Source organism: Caballeronia sp. LZ028 (assembly GCF_031451415.1).
Taxonomy (GTDB): domain Bacteria; phylum Pseudomonadota; class Gammaproteobacteria; order Burkholderiales; family Burkholderiaceae; genus Caballeronia; species Caballeronia zhejiangensis.
On sequence record NZ_JARUXN010000001.1, the window covers coordinates 1,227,194 to 1,245,935 of the forward strand.

Below are 18,742 nucleotides of genomic sequence, written 5' to 3' on the forward strand. Positions count from 1 at the left end.
GCGCGCCAGAGGCAAAAAGACCAAAGTCGCATTCGTCGCAGCAATGCGCAAGATGCTCACCCAGCTCAACGCCATGATGCGCGACGGCACAACTTGGAATCCCCCAAAACCATGATCCTTACCAACTCAACCCTTGACGCTCAATACAGTTGCTTTCTTTGCAGCAGCAAAGAAAGTGACTGCCGCCCCGCACAGGGGCAGTGCTAATAGACCGAGAGCAAAACGGGATCCGGCGAAGGACCAAGAACAAACGCCCACTCCGGCATCCGGCGAAGGACCAAGAACAAACGCCCACTCCGGCATCCGGCGACGGACCAAGAACAAACGCCCACTCCGGGATCCGGCGAAGGACCAACAACAAACGCCCACTCCGCGATCCGGAGAAAACAAAGAGCAAAACCTCACTCCGCCGCGCCAGCCGGCCCCGCCCCGCGCTGCCGCCGAGCGCGCCGTTCTTCCGCGCGAATCCGAAACCGATCCATATAAAGATAGACCACAGGCGTCGTATAGAGCGTGAGCATTTGACTCACGATCAACCCGCCAACGATCGCGATCCCGAGCGGCGCACGCATCTCCGAACCTTCGCCGCTGCCGAACGCCAGCGGCAGCGCACCGAGCAGGGCGGCGGCGGTCGTCATCATGATCGGGCGAAAGCGCAACAGACACGCCTCGCGAATCGCGTCCTGCGGCGTCTGCGCGCCGTGGCGCGTCGCCTCGATCGCGAAATCGACCATCATGATCGCGTTCTTCTTCACGATGCCGATCAGCAAAATAACCGCGATCAGCGCGATGATGCTGAACTCCGTCTTGAACAACAGCAACGCGAGCAGCGCACCGATGCCCGCCGACGGCAAAGTAGAGAGAATCGTGATCGGATGGATGTAGCTCTCGTACAGAATTCCGAGCACGATGTAAACCGCTGCGAGCGCCGCCAGAATAAGGAGCGGCTGGTCGTTGAGCGATTGCTGGAACGCCTGCGCCGTGCCCTGGAAGCTGCCGTGAATGGTCTGCGGCACGCCGATCGTGGCCATGGTCTCGTAGATCGCCGCGGTCGCGTCGGAGAGCGACTTGCCCGGCGGCAAATTGAACGAGATCGTCGATGCGACGAACTGGCTCTGGTGATTCACCGAAAGCGGCGTGTTGCCCGGCCCGAACTTCGCAATCGCGGAAAGCGGCACCATCGTTTCCTTCGATGTCGACACCGCAGCACCCGACGACGACCCGTTCTTGCCCGTCGCGGCGATCGCGTTGGTCGCCGAGTTCTTCACGGCGGCCAGCGCAAGGGCAGCGGTTGTGTCGGACGTGCTCGTCGAGGAACCGCCCGCGCCCGTCGATCCCGTCGCCGAAGTGGACGCGGTCGTCGTCGTGCCGGACGTGGTCGTCGATTGCGTCGATGCCGAACCGCTCGCCGTGCCGCCCGACGTGCTGATGTAAATCTGCTTGAGCATCTCCGGGTCCTGCCAGTATTTCGGCGCGAGCTCCATCACGACGTGATACTGCGACAGCGGGTTGTAGATGGTCGATACCTGCCGCTGGCCGAATGCGTCGTAGAGCGTGTTGTCGATCTGCGCGGGCTTGATGCCGAGGCGCGCGGCCGTCGCGCGGTCGAACGTGACCATCGCTTCGAGGCCGCCTTGCTGCTGGTCGGAATTGACATCGGCGAGTTCGGGGCGCTTTTGCAGCGCCTCGGTGAGAAGCGGCCCCCACTTGTACAAGTCCGCCGTGGAGTCGGACAGCAGCGTGAACTGATATTGCGCGTTCGATTGCCGCCCGCCCACGCGAATGTCCTGCACCGCCTGAAGGAAGGTGCGCGCGCCGGCGACATCCGCGAGCGGCTTGCGCAGGCGGTTGATGACCTGATCGGCGGACACCTTGCGCACGCTCTTCGGTTTGAGCGAGATGAACATGAAGCCCGAATTGGTCGAGCGCCCGCCCGTGAAGCCCGCGACGCTGTCGACGGCCGGGTCCGCTTCGACGATCTTCATCATCTCGGCGAACTTGAGTTTCATCGCCTGGAACGACGTGCTCTGGTCCGCCTGAATGCCGCCGATGATGCGGCCCGTGTCCTGCTGCGGGAAAAAGCCCTTCGGCACGATGACGTACAGATAAACGTTCAGCCCGATGGTCGCCAGCAGGATCAAGAGAATCGTGCGCGGATGCGCGAGCGCCCAGCCGAGCGTGCGCGCATAGCCGCGCTGCATGCGATCGAACTGGCGCTCCAGCCAGCGCGCGACGCGGCCTTCCTGCTTGCGCTCGTGCGGCTCTTCGAGCAGGCGCGAGCACATCATCGGCGTGACGGTCAGCGAGACGACGAGCGACACCGCGATCGCGAGCGACAGCGTGAGCGCGAATTCGCGGAACAGCCGCCCGACGATGCCGCCCATCAGCAAAATGGGCAGGAACACGGCGACGAGCGACACGCTGATCGACAGCACCGTAAAGCCGACTTCGCGCGCGCCGAGTATGGCGGCCTGCATCCGCGGCACGCCTTTTTCCACATGCCGAGTGATGTTCTCGAGCACGACGATCGCGTCGTCGACGACGAAGCCCGTCGCGATGGTCAGCGCCATAAGCGAGAGATTGTCGAGCGAGAAGCCGAGCAGATACATCGCCGCGAACGTGCCGATGATCGAGATCGGCACGGCGACGCTCGGTATCAGCGTCGCGCGCCAGTTGCGCAGGAACAGGAACACGACCATCACGACGAGCGCCACGGCGATCACGAGCGTGAGCTCGGTATCGTGCAGCGATGCGCGGATGGTCGTGGAGCGGTCGGCGGTCGGCGTGATCTGCACGTCGGCGGGAAGCGCGGCCTGCAACTGCGGCAGCATCGACTTCACGCGGTCGATCGTCTCGATGATGTTCGCGCCCGGCTGGCGATACAGGATCACGAGCACCGCGCGCTTGTTGTTGATGAGGCCGAGATTGCGCAAGTCTTCGACGGAATCGACCACTTCGCCGACATCCGAAAGCTTCACCGCCGCGCCGTTGCGGTACGCGACCACGAGGTCCTTGTACTGCGCGGCCTTGCTCGCCTGATCGTTGGTGTAGAGCTGGACGCGCGTGCCCTTGAACTCGATCGCGCCCTTCGGACTGTTCGCGTTCGCCGACGCCAGCGCGGCGCGCACGTCCTCCAGCCCGATGCCGTAGTGAAAGAGCGCACCCGGCTCGAGCTCGACGCGCACGGCCGGATTCGCCGAGCCGCTCACGTCCACTTCGCCGACGCCCGGCACGGTCGAGAGCGTCTGCTGCAGCACGGTCGCCGCGGAATCGTAGAGCGAGCCCGCCGTGCGCGTGGGCGAGGAGAGCGCGAGCACGAGAATCGGCGCGTCGGCGGGGTTGACCTTGTGGTACGTCGGATTCTGGCGCAGCGCGGTCGGCAGGTCGGCGCGCGCGGCGTTGATCGCGGCCTGCACGTCGCGCGCGGCGCCGTCGATATCGCGATTCAGGCCGAATTGCAGCGTGATGCGCGTCGTGCCGACAGAGCTCATCGAGGTCATTTCGCTGACATCGGCGATGGTGCCCAGATGTCGCTCCAGCGGACTCGCGACGCTCGTCGCCACCGTCTCCGGACTCGCGCCGGGCAAGGACGCCTGCACGGAGATGGTCGGAAAATCGACTTGCGGCAACGGCGCCACCGGCAAGCGCACGAACGCGAACATGCCCGCGAGCGCGATGCCGACCGCGAGCAGCGTCGTGGCGACGGGCCGGGCGATGAAGATGCGCGACAGGTTCATGACTCAGCGGCCCTCGCTGGCCGGGGCCGGCGGCGCGTCGCGATGAAAGCGCGCGCGCAGCTTGCGGGCGAGCGAATCGAAGCCGAGATAGATGACGGGCGTCGTGAACAGCGTGAGCAACTGCGACACGATCAGGCCGCCGACGATCGCCACGCCGAGCGGACGCCGCAGCTCCGAGCCCGCGCCCCAGCCGAGCATCAGCGGCAGTGCGCCGAGGAGCGCGGCCATCGTGGTCATCAGAATCGGGCGGAAGCGCAGCAGACACGCCTGGAAGATCGCTTCGCGCGGGGGCTTGCCCTGATCGCGCTCCGCTTCGAGCGCGAAGTCGATCATCATGATCGCGTTTTTCTTCACGATGCCGATCAGAAGCACGATGCCGATGATGCCGATGATGTCCAGATCGTGCCCGGTGATCATCAGCGAGAGCAGGGCGCCGACGCCTGCGGACGGCAGCGTCGAGAGAATCGTGATCGGATGGATGAAGCTCTCGTACAGCACGCCGAGCACGATATACATCGTGACGATGGCCGCGAGAATCAGGAACAGCTCGTTCGACAGCGACGCCTGGAACGCGAGCGCGGCGCCCTGATAGCGGATCTGGAACGACGCGGGCAAGCCGATTTCCTCCTTGGCCTGCTCGATTGCTTTCACGGCCTCGCCGAGCGACGCGCCCTTCGCGAGATTGAAGGAAACGGTCGTCGCCGGGAACTGGCCGAGGTGCGTGATGAGCAAGGGCGCCGCGCGTTCGTGGAACTTCGCGATGGCCGAGAGCGGCACCTGACCGTTGGTCGCGGTGGAAGAGGGCAGATAGATGCCGTTCAGCGTTTCGCTGTAATGCGCGTCTGACGGTTCGGCTTCGAGAATCACTCGGTACTGGTTCGATTGCGTGAAGATCGTGGAGATGATGCGCTGGCCGAATGCATCGTAGAGCGCATTGTCGACGGTCGCGGGCGTGATGCCGAAGCGCGCGGCTGTCTCGCGGTCGATCTCGATATACACCGACTGGCCGTTCTGCTGCAGATCGGTGGCGACGTCCGTCAGCACGGACGTGTGTTGCAGCCGCTCGACGAGCTTTGGCACCCATTCCGCGAACTCCGACGCGTTCGGGTCCGTCAGCATGAACTGATACTGCGTCGGGCTGACGGTCGAATCGATCGTCAAATCCTGCACCGGCTGCATGTACAGCTTGATGCCGGGAATATCGGCGACTTCGCTCTGAATCTCGCGGATGACATCGCTCGACGTATTGCTGCGGTCGTCGCGCGGCTTCAGGTTGATGAGCATGCGCCCGCTGTTCAGCGTGATGTTCGAGCCGTCCACGCCGACGAACGAGGTGAGGCTTTCGACGTCCGGGTTCTGCAGAATCTTCTTCGCGAGCGCCTGCTGCTGGTCCGCGACAGCCTGATACGACGCGGCCTGCGGCGCCTGCGTAATCGCCTGGATCACACCGGTGTCCTGCGTCGGAAAAAAGCCCTTCGGAATGTACACGTACAGCACGGCGGTCAGAATGAGCGTGAGCACGAAGACGAACAGCGTCGCGCGTTGGCGCGCGAGCACCCATTCCAGCGCGACCGCGTAACGCCCGATCACGTAATCGATGAACTGATGCGCGCGCGCCTCGAAGCGCTTGCTTTCCTTCGGCGGCGTGTGGCGCAGAAGTTTTGCGCACATCATCGGCACGAGCGTGAGCGAGACGATTGCCGAAATGACGATGGTCACCGCGAGCGTGATCGCGAACTCGTGAAAGAGGCGGCCGACGACATCGCCCATGAAGAGCAGCGGAATCAGCACGGCGATGAGCGAGACCGTCAGCGAGATGATGGTGAAGCCGATCTGCTTCGAACCCTTCAGCGCCGCTTCGAGCGGCGGATCGCCTTCCTCGACGTAACGCGCGATGTTCTCGATCATCACGATGGCGTCGTCGACCACGAAGCCGGTCGCGATGGTCAGCGCCATCAGCGAGAGGTTGTCGAGCGAGAAGCCGCACAGGTACATGATCGCGAGTGTGCCGACGAGCGACAGCGGCACCGACAAGCTCGGGATGATGGTCGCGTAGACGTTCGCGAGGAACAGATAGATGACGAGCACGACCAGCACGACGGACAGCGCGAGTTCGAACTGCACGTCGCGCACCGAAGCGCGGATGGTCGTCGTGCGGTCCGTGACGACGCGCACGTCGAGCGCGGCCGGCAGCGATTGCTGCAATTGCGGCAGGATTTTCTTGATGCCGTCGACCACCGCAATCACGTTCGCGCCCGGCTGACGCTGCACGTTCAGGATGATCGCGGGCGTCGAATCGACCCATGCGCCGAGCTTCGTGTTCTCCGGCCCCTCGACGATGCTCGCGACGTCCGTCAGCATCACCGGACGGCCGTTGCGATACGCGACGACCGCGCTCTTGTACGCGTTCGCGTCGGTGAGCTGGTCGTTCGCGTTGATGGTGTAGGCGCGCGTCGGGCCGTCGAAGTTGCCCTTCGGCGTGTTGACGTTGAGGTTCGAGATCGTCGTGCGCAGATCGTCGATGTTCAGGCCATACGACGCCAACGCGCGCGTGTTCGCGCGAATCCGCACGGCAGGGCGATTGCCGCCGCTCACCGATACGAGGCCGACGCCCGCGACCTGCGAGATCTTCTGCGCGAGACGCGTGTCGGCGAGGTCTTGCACTTGTGTCAGCGGCAAGGTTTTGGAGCTGACCGCGAGCGTCATGATCGGCGCGTCGGCGGGGTTCACCTTTGCGTAGATCGGGGGCGCGGGCAGGTCGGACGGCAGCAGGTTGCCCGCTGCGTTGATCGCCGCCTGCACTTCCTGTTCGGCGATATCGAGCGGCAAATCAAGGCTGAACTGCAGCGTGATGACCGATGCGCCCGCGGAGCTTTGCGACGACATCTGGTTCAGGCTCGCCATCTGCCCGAACTGCTTTTCGAGCGGCGCCGTGACGCTCGACGTCATCACGTCGGGCGACGCGCCCGGATAGAACGTCTGGACCTGGATCGTCGGATAGTCGACGGCGGGCAGCGCCGAGAGCGGCAAAAAGCGCAACGCGACGAGGCCGACCAGCATGATCGCCGCCATCAGGAGCGCCGTGCCGACCGGACGCAGAATAAAAATGCGGGATGGATTCATGCTTTCGAATGGCGCTTACTGCTGCGATTGCTGACGCCGATGACCGCCGTGGCGCGCACCCGACGCCGCCGAAGCCGGCGCCGCAGCCGACGCGCCCGATGCACCCGACGCGCCCGATGCCGCTTTCGCCTTTTCAGCCGGAATCGTGATTTTCGCGCCTTCCTTCAGGCGGTCCGAGCCGTCGATGACCACGCGCTCGCCGACTTGCAGTCCGGATTTGATGCTGGTGCGCTCGCCGTCGACCGGGCCGGTTTTCACGTTGCGCACGGTGACGGTGTTGTCCGGCTTCACGACGTACACGAACGCGCCCGACGAACCGTTGAGCACCGCCGGCGTCGGCACGATGGTCGCGTTCTTGATGACATCGACGAGCAGCTTCGTGTTCACGAACTGATTCGGGAAGAGCATGCCTTCCTTGTTGTCGAAGGTAGCGCGCAGCTTGACGGTGCCGGTCGTCGTGTCGATCTGGTTGTCGACGGTCTCGAGATAGCCCGCTTCGAGCGACGTGGTATTGGCGCGGTCATACGCCGTGACCGACATCTTCGTGCCCGCGTGCAGCGGCTTGAGAATCGCGGCGAGATTGTCTTCGGACGTGGTGAAGATCACGCTGATCGGCTGCAACTGCGTGATGACGACGACGCCGTTCGTGTCGCCCGTCGTCACGTAGTTGCCCGGATCGACCTGACGCAAGCCGACGCGCCCCGACACCGGCGCCGTGATGCGCGCGTAGGTCAGATCGAGCTTGTAGGTATCGACGTTGGCCTGATCCGACTTCACCGCGCCTTCGTACTGCTTGACGAGCGACGCCTGCGTGTCGACCTGCTGTTTCGCGATGGAATCCTGCGAGAGCAGCGTCTGATAGCGCTGCAGGTCGAGGCGCGCGGTCTGCAGCAGCGCCTGGTCTTTCGCGAGCGTGCCCTCGGCGTTGCGCAGCGAGATTTCATACGGACGCGGATCGATCTGCGCGAGCACGTCGCCCTTCTTGACCATCTGGCCTTCCTTGAACGCGACATCGACGAGCGTGCCGTTCAACTGCGTCTTGACCGTGACGTTCGCGAGCGGCGTCACGGTGCCGAGCGAATTGATGACCACGGGCATTTCGCCTTGGGTGACGGTCGCGACATGCACCGGCTGCGGCTGATTCATCGGATTCGGCATGCCGCGCCTTCCGCCTTGACGGGCTTCCGGCGCGCCGCTCGTGCCGCCGCTCTCGCCGCGATTCCACGGATGCCACCACGCAACTGCGCCGGCGACGATCAGGATCGCGACGATGAGCGGCACGACCCGGCGCCGCCGCGGCGCGGGTTCGATGGCGGCAGGCGTCGGAGGCGTCGGGCGCGAGTGCCCTGGGGGATTCTTTTGGTCGTCCATCGGTTCGGAGGCTGGTCTTTCAAATCTGTTCGGAGCGCGGACGGGCGGCGGTCACGGTTCAAGCGCCAGACGATGCGCCGCGCGCATGAACCGAGACCGAAGCGGAGGCCGTGAATGACGCGGGGCCGTTGAAAGCGGCTGGAAAGGCTGCCTGTCGAGCCAGGCGAGCGATCCGGCGCGACCCCGGTGCGCGCGAAGCATGATGCTACGTCCCGCACCCGAGGGCGTCCACCGGCCTTTCTTTCTGTTGATTACGAGTGTTACACGCGCAACCGGCCGCGCTTTCGAAGGCGTTCGGCCGCGCGGCGGCCGTCGCGTAGTCTAACTGGCGGCGCGCAATAGGTTCGGGGCGTGCGTTCCGCCGATCTCGCGTGTGATCTGCTCGACGCAATCGAGCAGGGCGGGCGCGACCTCGTCGATCAATATGTCGCGCGGACACTGATGCGCGGCGCCGCCGCAATTGACCGAATAGCGTTCTTCGGACGGCCCGACGAAGCCCGCCGCGACCGCATTCAATCCGTGATGCCATTCGCCGATGGAGATCGCGAAGCCGAGGCGCAACGCATCGTCGAGGCCGCGTTGCAAGCCGCCCGCGATGGCCGGCCAGTCGTCGCCGGATGCGATCTGCAAGCTGCCGATCAGCGCACGCCGATCCGCGTCGGACAACACCGCGAGATACGCGCGTCCGACAGCGGTGCGGCTCAGGTCCATCCTGCCGCCGACTTCCAGCCGCGACACCAGAACGGCGGACCGCGGACGAATGGCATCGATTACAACCATCTCCAAACGATCGCGCACGGCGAGGTGCACCGAGAGACCAGTGCGCTCGGCGAGACGGATAAGAAACGGGCGCGCTCGAGCGCGAATATCGAAATTACGTAAGAATCCGTTGCTCAGTTCGAGAACGGACGCCGTCAGCACGAAGCGCTCGCTGTCGGGCAAGCGGTGCAGCAATCCGGCGCCGACGAGCGTCGCGGTGATCCGGGATATCGTGGGCTTCGGAATTCCCGTCCAGTCGGTCAGTTCTCGATTGCTCACCGGCGCGTCCGCGGCGGCGATCCGGCGCAGCACATCGAGCCCGCGGGCGAGCGCGGTGACTTCCTCGCCGTCCTTCTCCCGGGCGCGTTCGCGGCCCACCGACGGTTCGTTTTGCATAGGCATTCGTTAAGTGAAACATCGTTTTGTTTGATGACCTGGCGCAATTCTACAAGGCCAGCACGAGAAACTTGCAAACGATGCAAACCTTCAGAATAAGCTGTACCCGCAATGAAATTTTTATGTGTTTCGGTGCATGTTGAACGAAACTTGGGCAGTTGCCCGGACCGCGAGATTTTGCTTGACTTGAGCAGCGATCCCGGAAAAAATGGAACCGAATTTCGAAACCCGGGGTGACGTGCGCTTCAGCGCTTACCGCCCGAGCTTCGGAGACAGGCTCTCAGGTTCTAGCACGGCCCTCGGAATGGCTAGAACTTTTAAGGCGCTACGGAAACGTAGCGCCTTTTTTTTCGTCCGTGCGTTCGTCGAAAGTCTTGGCGCGAATATACCGGAAAGCGCGGGGGAGCCGGGTCTCGTCGTTCGGACGTCGAAAGGAAATGATGGGGAGAGAAGCGGCAGTCATCTTCGCTGCCGAAAGCAAAACGCGGCGCAATGTGCGCCGCGCTGGGAGATCAATACATGTTCGCAAACACGCGTGGCTGCCGAAGCAAGCGTTTGCCGCGCCCGATCCAGTAGACCGCTGCGCACACCAGCAATAGCGCGACCGAGTACACGACGAGCGGCGAAATTCGTTCGGGCGCGGGCGGGCTCGTCGCGATGAGCAGAGCCGCGAAGAATGCAGCGCCCGCCTGACAGAAAGCGCGGTGAGCGAGACTGCGACGCATGCGTGGAGTGGTGAAGCGGGAGACAGGGGCGCGAGTGAACGGCTCGAAGAGCATCAACCCTGCGACAAGGGCGACGGCGACATTCATGAAGAGCATGGTGCGAGACTTCGTGGGAGGCGGGACGGCGGCAAATATATGCCAACCGTATAGGGTGCCAAAACCAGAAGTCTCCGAAATGTAGAGGGAAAATTCTATTCGCCGCTCACCGCGGGTAAATCGTTTGCGCCAGCTATATGTAAGGCTGGCGCACCCCGTTGACCAGAGGCGAGGTTCCCCTGCGATGCAAGGTTTCAAAGTTCGATTCGAGTGCCGAGCAGCGTCAGGAATTGCCCGATCCACGCCGGATGCGCGGGCCATGCGGGCGCGGTGACGAAATTCGCATCGGTGATGGCCTCATCGACGGCGATATCGGCGTAAGTCGCGCCCGCGAGCCGCACTTCGGGCGCGCACGCCGGGTACGCGGAAATGCGCCGCCCTTCGATCACGCCCGCCGCCGCGAGCAATTGCGCGCCGTGGCAGACCGCGGCGATCGGCTTGTTCGCCTGCGCGAAGTGCCGCACGAGTTCGAGCACGCGATCGTTCAGGCGCAGATATTCCGGCGCGCGGCCGCCTGCGATCGCGAGCGCGTCGTAACGGGCCGGATCGATGTCGTCGAAGCTCGCATTCAGCGTGAAGCGATGTCCCGGCTTCTCCGTATAAGTCTGATCGCCTTCGAAATCGTGGATCGCCGTCTTCACGGTGTCGCCGCGCTTTTTACCGGGGCACACCGCATCCACCGTATGGCCGACGGCCTGCAACGCCTGAAACGGAACCATCGTTTCATAGTCCTCGGCGAAATCGCCGGTGAGAAACAGAATCTTCTTGGCAGCCATCGCTAACCTCGTCAGGGAATGGGTTGTCGGATGCTCGATGCCGCGCGCCGCTCCATCGCGCTCGCGCCGCGCGGATCAGTCTACTATTCGCGCCGCGCTTCGCATGTGACAGCGCGAAGCGACGCGCACCGACAGCGTATGATGTGCGCGAGTTTCGAGACGAAGGAAGGTATCACCATGCAGATGACTCCCATGACCCGCATCGCCGTGACGCTCGCCGCGCTGGGCGTGCTGGCCGCGTGCGAGAAGCACGACGCAACCGCGGGGCAGGCCGCGAGCGCTCTCAACAATCTGGCGAGCCAGACGAGCCAGAAGTTCGACCAGGCGGCGAGCTACGTCGGCCAGAAGGTCGATGCCGCGAAACAATCGGCGCAGCAGAACATCGACAGCGCCGGATCGATGCCCGATGTCTCCGCGAGCAGCGTCGCCGCGACGGCGCGATCGAACTTCGACAGCGCGGCGAGCGCGACGAACGCCGCGATCAACAATGCCGCGAGCGCGACGGGCGCGGGCTTGCAATCGGCGGGGCGCAAGCTGCAGGAATGGTCCGCGCAGTCGGGCGGCGCGTCGAATCCGCAAGCGAGCGCGCAAGGCTCGGTCGCCGGACCCACGTCCGAGTCCAGCGGCGCGCGCACCGAGATGGATAAATAGGGCTGTTTCGTCTGAAAAATCAACGCAGAAGCGCTTAACATTCGGTTACGTCCGCTTTGGGCGGCCTCCCTGTTATAGCCGCTAAACTGGCGGACTTTCAGAAATCGAGACCGTTATGAAGTCACGCAAGCTCGCGCCGCGAAGCGCGGCGGCGTCTGGCGCGATCTCCTGGATGGCGGCGTGCGTGCTGTTGCGCGCCGCACTCGCGCGCCACGCTGCGCGCGCGTTTTCGCTTGCAATGTCGTCGATGCTCGCCGCGCTGGCCGCGTCGATCGTGTTCGCCTCGCCTGCCGTCCAGGCCGCACAGGCCCTCACGCTGCCCACGTTCCAGGAACTGATCACGCCGGCCGCGCCCGCATCCGCACCGGATGCCGCGTCGGCGCCCGCGATGTCCGACGCCGAGATGCTGCGCTCGCTCGACAACATCATCGCCACCCTCGATAGCGACAAGCAGCGCACGGCGCTCGTCGCGCAGCTCAAGCATCTGCGCGATGCGAAGCGCGCCGCCGATTCCACCGCTCCGGCATCCGGCGCGGCGGCGGCCTCCGCGACGGCGGACACCGCCGCGAGCGGCACGGCAGCGGGCGCACAGCCGACTTCGGGAACGACGGCATCGTCGGTCGTGGCGACCATCGCGCAGAACGCGGGCTTGCTGGGCGCGATCGCGTCGGCGCTCACGAACATCGAGGCCGACGTGAAGCGCGGCAAGACGCCTATCGCCTATTGGGTCGGACGCTTCAACGCCGCCGGCAACGAGCTTTTCACGATCGTCACGAGCCAGAGCCGCGAATCGTTCGGCCGCACGCTCTTCAACTATTTCGCGACGCTCGCGGGCTGGGGCGCATGCGCGATGGCGCTCGTCTATCTGCAGCGGCGCGTGCGGGCGCGATTCGGCATCGACAGCGGCCTGCATTCGAACCCGACGACGCGCGAACTGCTGCTCTTCACGCTGCGCCGCGTCGCGCCGTACCTGTTCGCGTTCCTCGCGGCGCTCACGTTCACGCACTACATGCCGCTGTCGCTCGGCCGCACGCTCGCGATGGTCACCGCTTACGCGATCGTCGCGGGCGCGGTGTTCTCCGCAATCTGTCTCATCATGTTCTCGCTGTTCGGCTCGGCGCACCGGCGCGTCGCGGTGAACCTGCTCATCGGCCGCGCGCGGCGGCTTCTCTTTCTGATCGGCACGCTCGGCGCGCTCGGCGACGCCGCCGCGAATTACGACGTCGCGCAGCAGCTCGGCACCAATCTCTCCGCGCTGATCTCGACGTGCGCGAACATGGGCGCCGCGGCGCTCACCGCGTATTTCGCGCTCGCGTTCCAGCGGCCCGTCGCGCATCTGATCCGCAGCCGCACGTACGAGCAGCGCAACACGCGCAAGGCCGCGACCGAGACGTTCGAAGTGGTCGCGTCGCTTTGGCAGTTGCCGCTGCTGCTGCTCGCGTCGGCGTCGGTTGTGGCGACGCTCATGGGCATCGGTACGTCGGAGAACGTGCTGCAGATGGCGATCGCCACCGCGGGCCTGCTCGTCGTCGCGTTCTTTCTCTCGGCGATCGTCGTGCGTATCACGCGGCCCAAGTCGAGAAAACCGCGCCGCCAGTCGGCGTATGTGCGCAGGCTCGTCAAGTTCGTCGGCACGATGATCGTGGTCGGCGTCTGGCTCGTGTTCCTCGAATTGTCGTCGCGTTTCTGGGGATTCTCGCTCGCGCACATGGCCGAGGAGAGCGTCGCCGCGCGCGGCATCACGCACGCGGTCGGGATGATCGTGCTGACGTTCTTCGTCGTCTGGCTGATCTGGATTCTGATCGACACGGGCATTCAGGAAGCGCTCAGGCCCGACGCGACGCGGCGCGGCGGACGCGGCCCGAGCATGCGCGCCCGCACGATGCTGCCGCTCGTGCGCAACGTGGTGTTCGTGTTCCTGCTGACGGTCGCCGCGATCGTCACCGCCGCGAATCTCGGCCTGAACGTGACGCCGCTGCTCGCGGGCGCGGGCGTGATCGGCCTCGCGGTGGGTTTCGGCGCGCAATCGCTCGTGGCGGATCTGATCACCGGGCTTTTCATCATCATCGAGGACACGATTTCGGTCGGCGATTCGATCGAGGTTGAAGGCGGTCACGCGGGCATCGTCGAAAGCCTGACGATCCGCACCGTGCGCCTGCGCGACGGCCAGGGCGCGATCCACGCGATTCCGTTCTCGCAGATCAAGACGGTGAAGAATCTGTCGCGCGATTTCGCGTACGCGGTGTTCGAGGTGCGCGTGCCATTTTCGGCGGACGTCGACCAGGTCACGCAGATGATTCGCGAAGTCGGCGCGGATCTGCTGGACGATTTCCGCTATCGGCTCGAAATGCTCGGGCCGGTCGAAGTGTGGGGACTCGACCGCTTCGACCCGAACTGGATGGTCGTGAAAGGGCAGATCAAGACGCGCCCGCTGCAGCAATGGAGCGTCGCGCGGGCGTTCAATCTGCGTATCAAGCGCAAGATGGACGAAGCCGGCATCGAGATTCCGGTTCCGCAGATGCACGTGCAAATGACGCGCGACGCGATGTCGGGCGCGGACGCCGAAGGACGCGAGCGCGCGCGGCGCATCTGGACGGGCGAGGCGCCGGCGCCGGTGGAAGAGGAAGAAGAACTCGCGGCCGGGCCGGCCTTTGTGCACGAGACGAAGATCGCCGCAGCCGCGGCCCGCGACGTTTCGCACGAACCCCAGCCGGCGCCGCCGCCGACCGATCAATCCGTGCAGATTCCGCCGCAGATTCCGACCGCGTCCGAGCCGGGGAAGGGCTGAGCTTTTTTCAGGCGGCGAGCAGATCGTTGACGTGTGTGGCGATCTGCTCGCCCGCGACGCCGTAGACATGCAGCGATACGGCGCGCGCGGCGGCATCGGCGGGATTGCCGAGCTGATGAATCGCGCCGCGTCCCGCATCCACATAGGACACCGCGCCCGGCGCGCGCGGATGACGCCGCGTCTCGATCGCGCGATGCGCGACTGCATCCCAGCGATAAAGCGTTTCTTCGAGCGCGCCATCGATCACCGCATAGCCGCACCATGTCCGATGACCATGCACCGGGCTCGCTTGCCCCGGCTCCCAGACGAGCGCGGCGATCGCGTAACGGTTGAGCGGGTCGGCGGCGAGCAGATGACGGCAATAGTTCCGCGGATCGCTCACGCGCTGATCGGGGCGCAGCAGACCCGGATCGGCGATCGCGCGTTGCAGCGCGAGGCGCACGCGCTCGCCGAACGACGCGCGCGAATCCGCTTCGGCGGCGGCGAATGCGGCGTCGATTTCGCGGCACAGTCGTTCGAGCGCGGGGTTTCGGAACGCGGCACAATCGGCGGCCGGGGAAGCCGCCAAAGCCGATGAAGAGGGCCGCGCCAGGCGGCTGACATGTTCGAGTCGCATAGTGGATGAGCCGTCGCGTCGTTGTTGTTCGATCCGCTCATTTATACCGGCTTGCCTCCAGAATTAGTTTCCATATAATTCCGCTCGACCATCAAGAAATAGAATAATTTCCTATAAGGGGTGCAGCATGGGAATGGACCTCATCGACCGCAAGCTGCTCGAATTGCTTCAGCAGGATGTGACGATGCCCATCGCGGAACTCGCGCAGCGCGTGAACCTTTCGCAGACGCCGTGCTGGAAACGCGTGCAGCGTCTGAAAGAGACGGGCGTGATCCGCGCGCAGGTTGCGTTGTGCGATCCGAAGAAGCTGGGCGTCGGGACGACGGTGTTCGTCGCGGTACGCACCAACCAGCACACGCAGACCTGGGCCGACGATTTCACGCGCGCCGTGCGCGATATTCCGGAAGTGGTCGAGGTGTACCGGATGAGCGGCGAGACCGATTATCTGTTGCGCGTCGTGGTGTCGGATATCGACGACTACGATCGCGTCTACAAGCAACTCATTCGCGCCGTGCCGCTGTATGACGTGAGCTCGAGTTTCGCGATGGAGCAGATCAAGTATTCGACGGCGTTGCCGGTGCGCCCCACGCTCGAACCCTGAACCGCCGACACATAAGAAAAGCCGCCCGGGCGGGCGGCTCAACACGTCCGGTCACTAGGTATCCCGGGATTGCCCCTTTAGCCCTTCCCGGGATCGGACGCGCATGGAATCGTGACTAGTATCGTCAATCGGACGGGCCGCGTTCAAGCGCGCGCGTGCAGCAGAGAATTTCGCGATGGCGGCGCGGGTTGCGAAACGACGATGGGCGCCCCGCAATCCAACTGAAACCCAACCCGAGTACCATAGCGGGTCCTTCCCGACACGCCGCCACGAATCCATTCATGAGCCACGACCCCCGCGATCCGCGCCGCCCGGACGGTACGCCGAAAAAGAATCCGACCCGCGCCGTCAGCGTGTTCATCGTGGTCGTGGTGCTGATCGTGATCGGCACGATCCTGTTCAACGCGATCCGCGAGAAGCGCGAGTTCGACGAGGAAAACGCGCAGCCATCCGCGGCGAGCGACGTGCGCCCCGCCGTGCCGGCGGTCGGCGCGTCGCATTAGGCACGCGTCAAACCGGCAGGCGAATCTGCGCGGCGTCCTTCTCGATCAGCGATGACGCCGCCAGCATCTGCTTGCATTGATGCGCGAGCAGCTTGAGATCGTGAAGCGCATCGGCGGGCAGCGACTGCGCGCGCTCTGCATCGACGACCATCTTGTCCAGATCGCGCCGCAGTTGCTTGAGCGCGTCCGCGTGAGCGGGCGGCGCATCGGGCTTGGCGGCGGCGGGCAGTTCGCCCTCGGCCTCGGCGAGATTGTCGCGCACGATCCCGAAGGTGCGCTGCACCGGCTCGAACGGCTGACCGCCCACCTCGTTGAGCGATTGCAGCAGCGGCGCGGCGGCGGTGATCTGCGAGGCGAGCACATGGCTCTGCACGAGCAGATCGTTCAATTCGGCGGCATACCTTTGCTGCGCCTTGGGCTCCAGCATCATGCGCTGGAACGCCTGCGCGAGATTGGCGAACGCGATATGCACGTTCTTGCGCGCGAGCCGGTAGCGGAAGGCGCGGTCGAGCGCCGTGGCGGTCACCGTCGCCGCGGCGGATGCGCCCTTGCTCGCCGTGGCCGCCGTGCTCTCGCCGATGCTCACCGACGATAAACGCTGCGCCGTCGCGCTCGCGGCTTTCATCGCGGAATCGGCGGCGGGCGGCGGCGTGGCGGCCATCGGCTCGACCGGTTCGCTGACCGCTTCCGCCGTGATCGTCACCGTTTGCGCGGGCGTCGCCACGGCCGACGACGTCGCCGCCACCGCACCCGCATTCGCATCGGCGAACACGGCGCGATCGACCGGCGTTTCGGCCGCCGGCGCGTGAACCGCAGCCGCGCGCGCCTTGTCGGTCTGCGTCCCGCGCCACCACCAGCTCGCTTCGAGATAATTGCGCGTCGCGGCGAGCAGATCCTTCACGGGCTTGCCCATCAGCCGATATTCCCAGTACGGAAACAGATGACTCGCCGCGATCGCGATCGCGCAGCCGACGACGGTGTCGATCGCGCGCTCGCCGATGATCCGCATGTTGCCCGGCGCGAGCAGATGGAACATCAGCAGCACATACGACGACGTGAACACGACGCTCGCCGCATAGTTGAAAAGCAGGAGGCTGTAGCTCATCACCATCGACGCGAACATCACGACGAGCAGGATGTGCGGCTCCTTGAAGAACAGGATCAGCGCGATGGTCACCGCGCAGCCGATCGCCGTGCCGATGATCCGCTGCGTGTTGCGCTGCTTGGTGAGCGAGTAGCCGGGCTTCAGAATGATGACGGTCGTCATCACGATCCAGTACGCGTTCGTGAGCGGCAAGAGACGCCCGAGCCAGAAGCCGATACCCACGGCGATCGTCACGCGCAGCGCATGCCGGAAACTCGGCGACGACATCGTGAGGTTCGAGAATATCTGCATGAACGGCACGCGCCGGCTCGATATGAAGCGCGACAGCGCGTGGTCGATCTGCACTTCGGTTTCGGTGACGCTCGGTTCGTCGCGCGTGCGGCGGCGCATCTTGTCGATGAGACGCGTCGCGCTCCACAGACGCCTAAACACGGCGGCCGCCGCCGCGTACGCTTCGGGATTCTTCTCCGGCAGCCCGTGCTTGCGCATCAGTTCCAGTTCGTATTCGATCGCGCGCAGTTCGGCCTTCATGCTGATCTGCCGGCCGGCCGCCTTGTTCTGCAGCACCGCGAGCCCGATTTCCTCGAGATCCGCGCTCGCCTTGCGCATCAGGTCGCGATAGAAGATCAGCACGTCGGAGCCGGCGAACGTCTTTCTCACGAGCGGATAGTCCGTATGCGCGCCGACGAAGAACTCGTGCAGATCGACCACGTTGATGAACAGATTGAAGAGCCGCGCGCGCCGCGCGTTGAGCTTGCCGCTCTTCACCTTCGGCAAGTTGCGCAGCACGATGTCGCGCGCCGCTTCCTGCCGCTCGACGGCCGCAATCTGCTTTTCGATGAGCACGCGATAACACTCGTCGAGATCGGCGTCGCTGTCGTAGAACTCGGCGCGCGCGAGCAGATACTCCGCGCAACTGAAGATGCTTTCGGCCAGCGCCTGCTGCTCGATGCGATAGACGAGCAGCCGTGAGACCAGCGTCGCCCAATACGTGTACCAGAGGCCGCCCAGCAAAATCCACGATGCGTTGATGAGCGCCTGCATCGGCGTGAAATGCTCTTCCAGCGTGACGACCATCATGAAGAGTGTCGCGAAGCTGATCTGCGGCCAGCGATTGCCGTACACGACGATCAGCGACAGCACGAAGGTCAGCGGCACGATGGTCAGCCAGAGCGTGATCGGATTCGCGGTCGCGATGCCCGTTGCGAGCGCCGCAAGAAAGCCGATCACCGTGCACGCGAGCATCTCGTTGTGCTTGTGCCTGAGCGGGCCGGGCATGTCGACGACGCACGCACCGAGCGCGCCGGTCGCGATCGTGAAACCAAGCTCGCGATTGTGAAAGACGGTGAGCATCAGGACGGCGGGCAGCGATACGCCGAGCGCGATGCGCAACCCGCCAAAGAAATACTGGCTGTAAATGAACTTCCTGATTTCGAACGAATAGCGCATCGACTTCCTGTTTTACGCTCGTTGACGTCATGGGGACGAAGCGAGA

At 64.6% G+C, this 18,742-nt stretch carries 12 protein-coding genes; 4 read left to right on the forward strand and 8 right to left on the reverse strand.

All coding sequences use genetic code 11. The features are described 5' to 3' along the window. Nucleotides 1–401: 401 nt before the first annotated feature. The 6 genes from QCE58_RS05795 to QCE58_RS05820 form a co-directional block, all read right to left on the reverse strand. The gene (locus tag QCE58_RS05795) at nt 402–3,737 is read right to left on the reverse strand and encodes an efflux RND transporter permease subunit (RefSeq protein ID WP_250496747.1); all 3,336 of its coding nucleotides are present in this window, start codon (nt 3,735–3,737) and stop codon (nt 402–404) included. A gap of 3 nt (nt 3,738–3,740) precedes the next feature. Next, entirely contained in the window at nt 3,741–6,860 is a 3,120-nt protein-coding gene (locus tag QCE58_RS05800) for an MdtB/MuxB family multidrug efflux RND transporter permease subunit (RefSeq protein WP_250521017.1), read from the reverse strand. Between the two features lie 15 nt (nt 6,861–6,875). Then, nucleotides 6,876–8,231, reverse strand: a complete 1,356-nt coding sequence (locus QCE58_RS05805; RefSeq protein ID WP_008350608.1) for an MdtA/MuxA family multidrug efflux RND transporter periplasmic adaptor subunit — start codon at nt 8,229–8,231, stop codon at nt 6,876–6,878. A gap of 321 nt (nt 8,232–8,552) precedes the next feature. After that, on the reverse strand, nt 8,553–9,386 hold the full coding sequence (locus QCE58_RS05810) for an IclR family transcriptional regulator (protein WP_008350606.1): 834 nt from the start codon (nt 9,384–9,386) through the stop codon (nt 8,553–8,555). 512 nt (nt 9,387–9,898) lie between these two features. Next, on the reverse strand, nt 9,899–10,207 hold the full coding sequence (locus tag QCE58_RS05815; protein WP_144403775.1) for a hypothetical protein: 309 nt from the start codon (nt 10,205–10,207) through the stop codon (nt 9,899–9,901). 194 nt (nt 10,208–10,401) lie between these two features. After that, nucleotides 10,402–10,983, reverse strand: a complete 582-nt coding sequence (locus QCE58_RS05820) for a DJ-1/PfpI family protein (RefSeq protein WP_250439448.1) — start codon at nt 10,981–10,983, stop codon at nt 10,402–10,404. 177 nt (nt 10,984–11,160) lie between these two features. Between QCE58_RS05820 and QCE58_RS05825 the strand changes: the two genes are divergently transcribed. Together QCE58_RS05825 and QCE58_RS05830 are read left to right on the forward strand one after the other, a co-directional pair. Further along, a complete protein-coding gene (locus QCE58_RS05825; protein WP_051079045.1) occupies nt 11,161–11,634 on the forward strand; it encodes a hypothetical protein in 474 nt (157 codons plus the stop codon). A 115-nt stretch (nt 11,635–11,749) separates the two neighbouring features. Next, nucleotides 11,750–14,422 (forward strand): mechanosensitive ion channel family protein, encoded by a 2,673-nt coding sequence (locus tag QCE58_RS05830; RefSeq protein ID WP_250521018.1) that lies wholly within the window; start codon nt 11,750–11,752, stop codon nt 14,420–14,422. Nucleotides 14,423–14,429: 7 nt separating this feature from the next. Here QCE58_RS05830 and QCE58_RS05835 read toward each other — a convergent pair whose 3' ends face one another. Continuing rightward, a complete protein-coding gene (locus tag QCE58_RS05835) occupies nt 14,430–15,038 on the reverse strand; it encodes a cysteine dioxygenase family protein (protein ID WP_051079032.1) in 609 nt (202 codons plus the stop codon). 127 nt (nt 15,039–15,165) lie between these two features. On the opposite strand from QCE58_RS05835, the gene QCE58_RS05840 reads away from it, so the two are divergent. After that, nucleotides 15,166–15,639 carry an Lrp/AsnC family transcriptional regulator gene (locus QCE58_RS05840; protein ID WP_033536869.1) on the forward strand — a complete coding sequence of 158 codons (474 nt, stop codon included), beginning with the start codon at nt 15,166–15,168 and terminating at the stop codon, nt 15,637–15,639. Nucleotides 15,640–15,920: 281 nt separating this feature from the next. Then, complete coding sequence (locus QCE58_RS05845) at nt 15,921–16,142, forward strand: hypothetical protein (RefSeq protein WP_244807855.1); 222 nt, start codon at nt 15,921–15,923, stop codon at nt 16,140–16,142. 7 nt (nt 16,143–16,149) lie between these two features. On the opposite strand, the gene QCE58_RS05850 is transcribed toward QCE58_RS05845, so the two are convergent. Then, nucleotides 16,150–18,696 (reverse strand): FUSC family membrane protein, encoded by a 2,547-nt coding sequence (locus QCE58_RS05850; protein ID WP_250521019.1) that lies wholly within the window; start codon nt 18,694–18,696, stop codon nt 16,150–16,152. Nucleotides 18,697–18,742 lie beyond the last annotated feature (46 nt).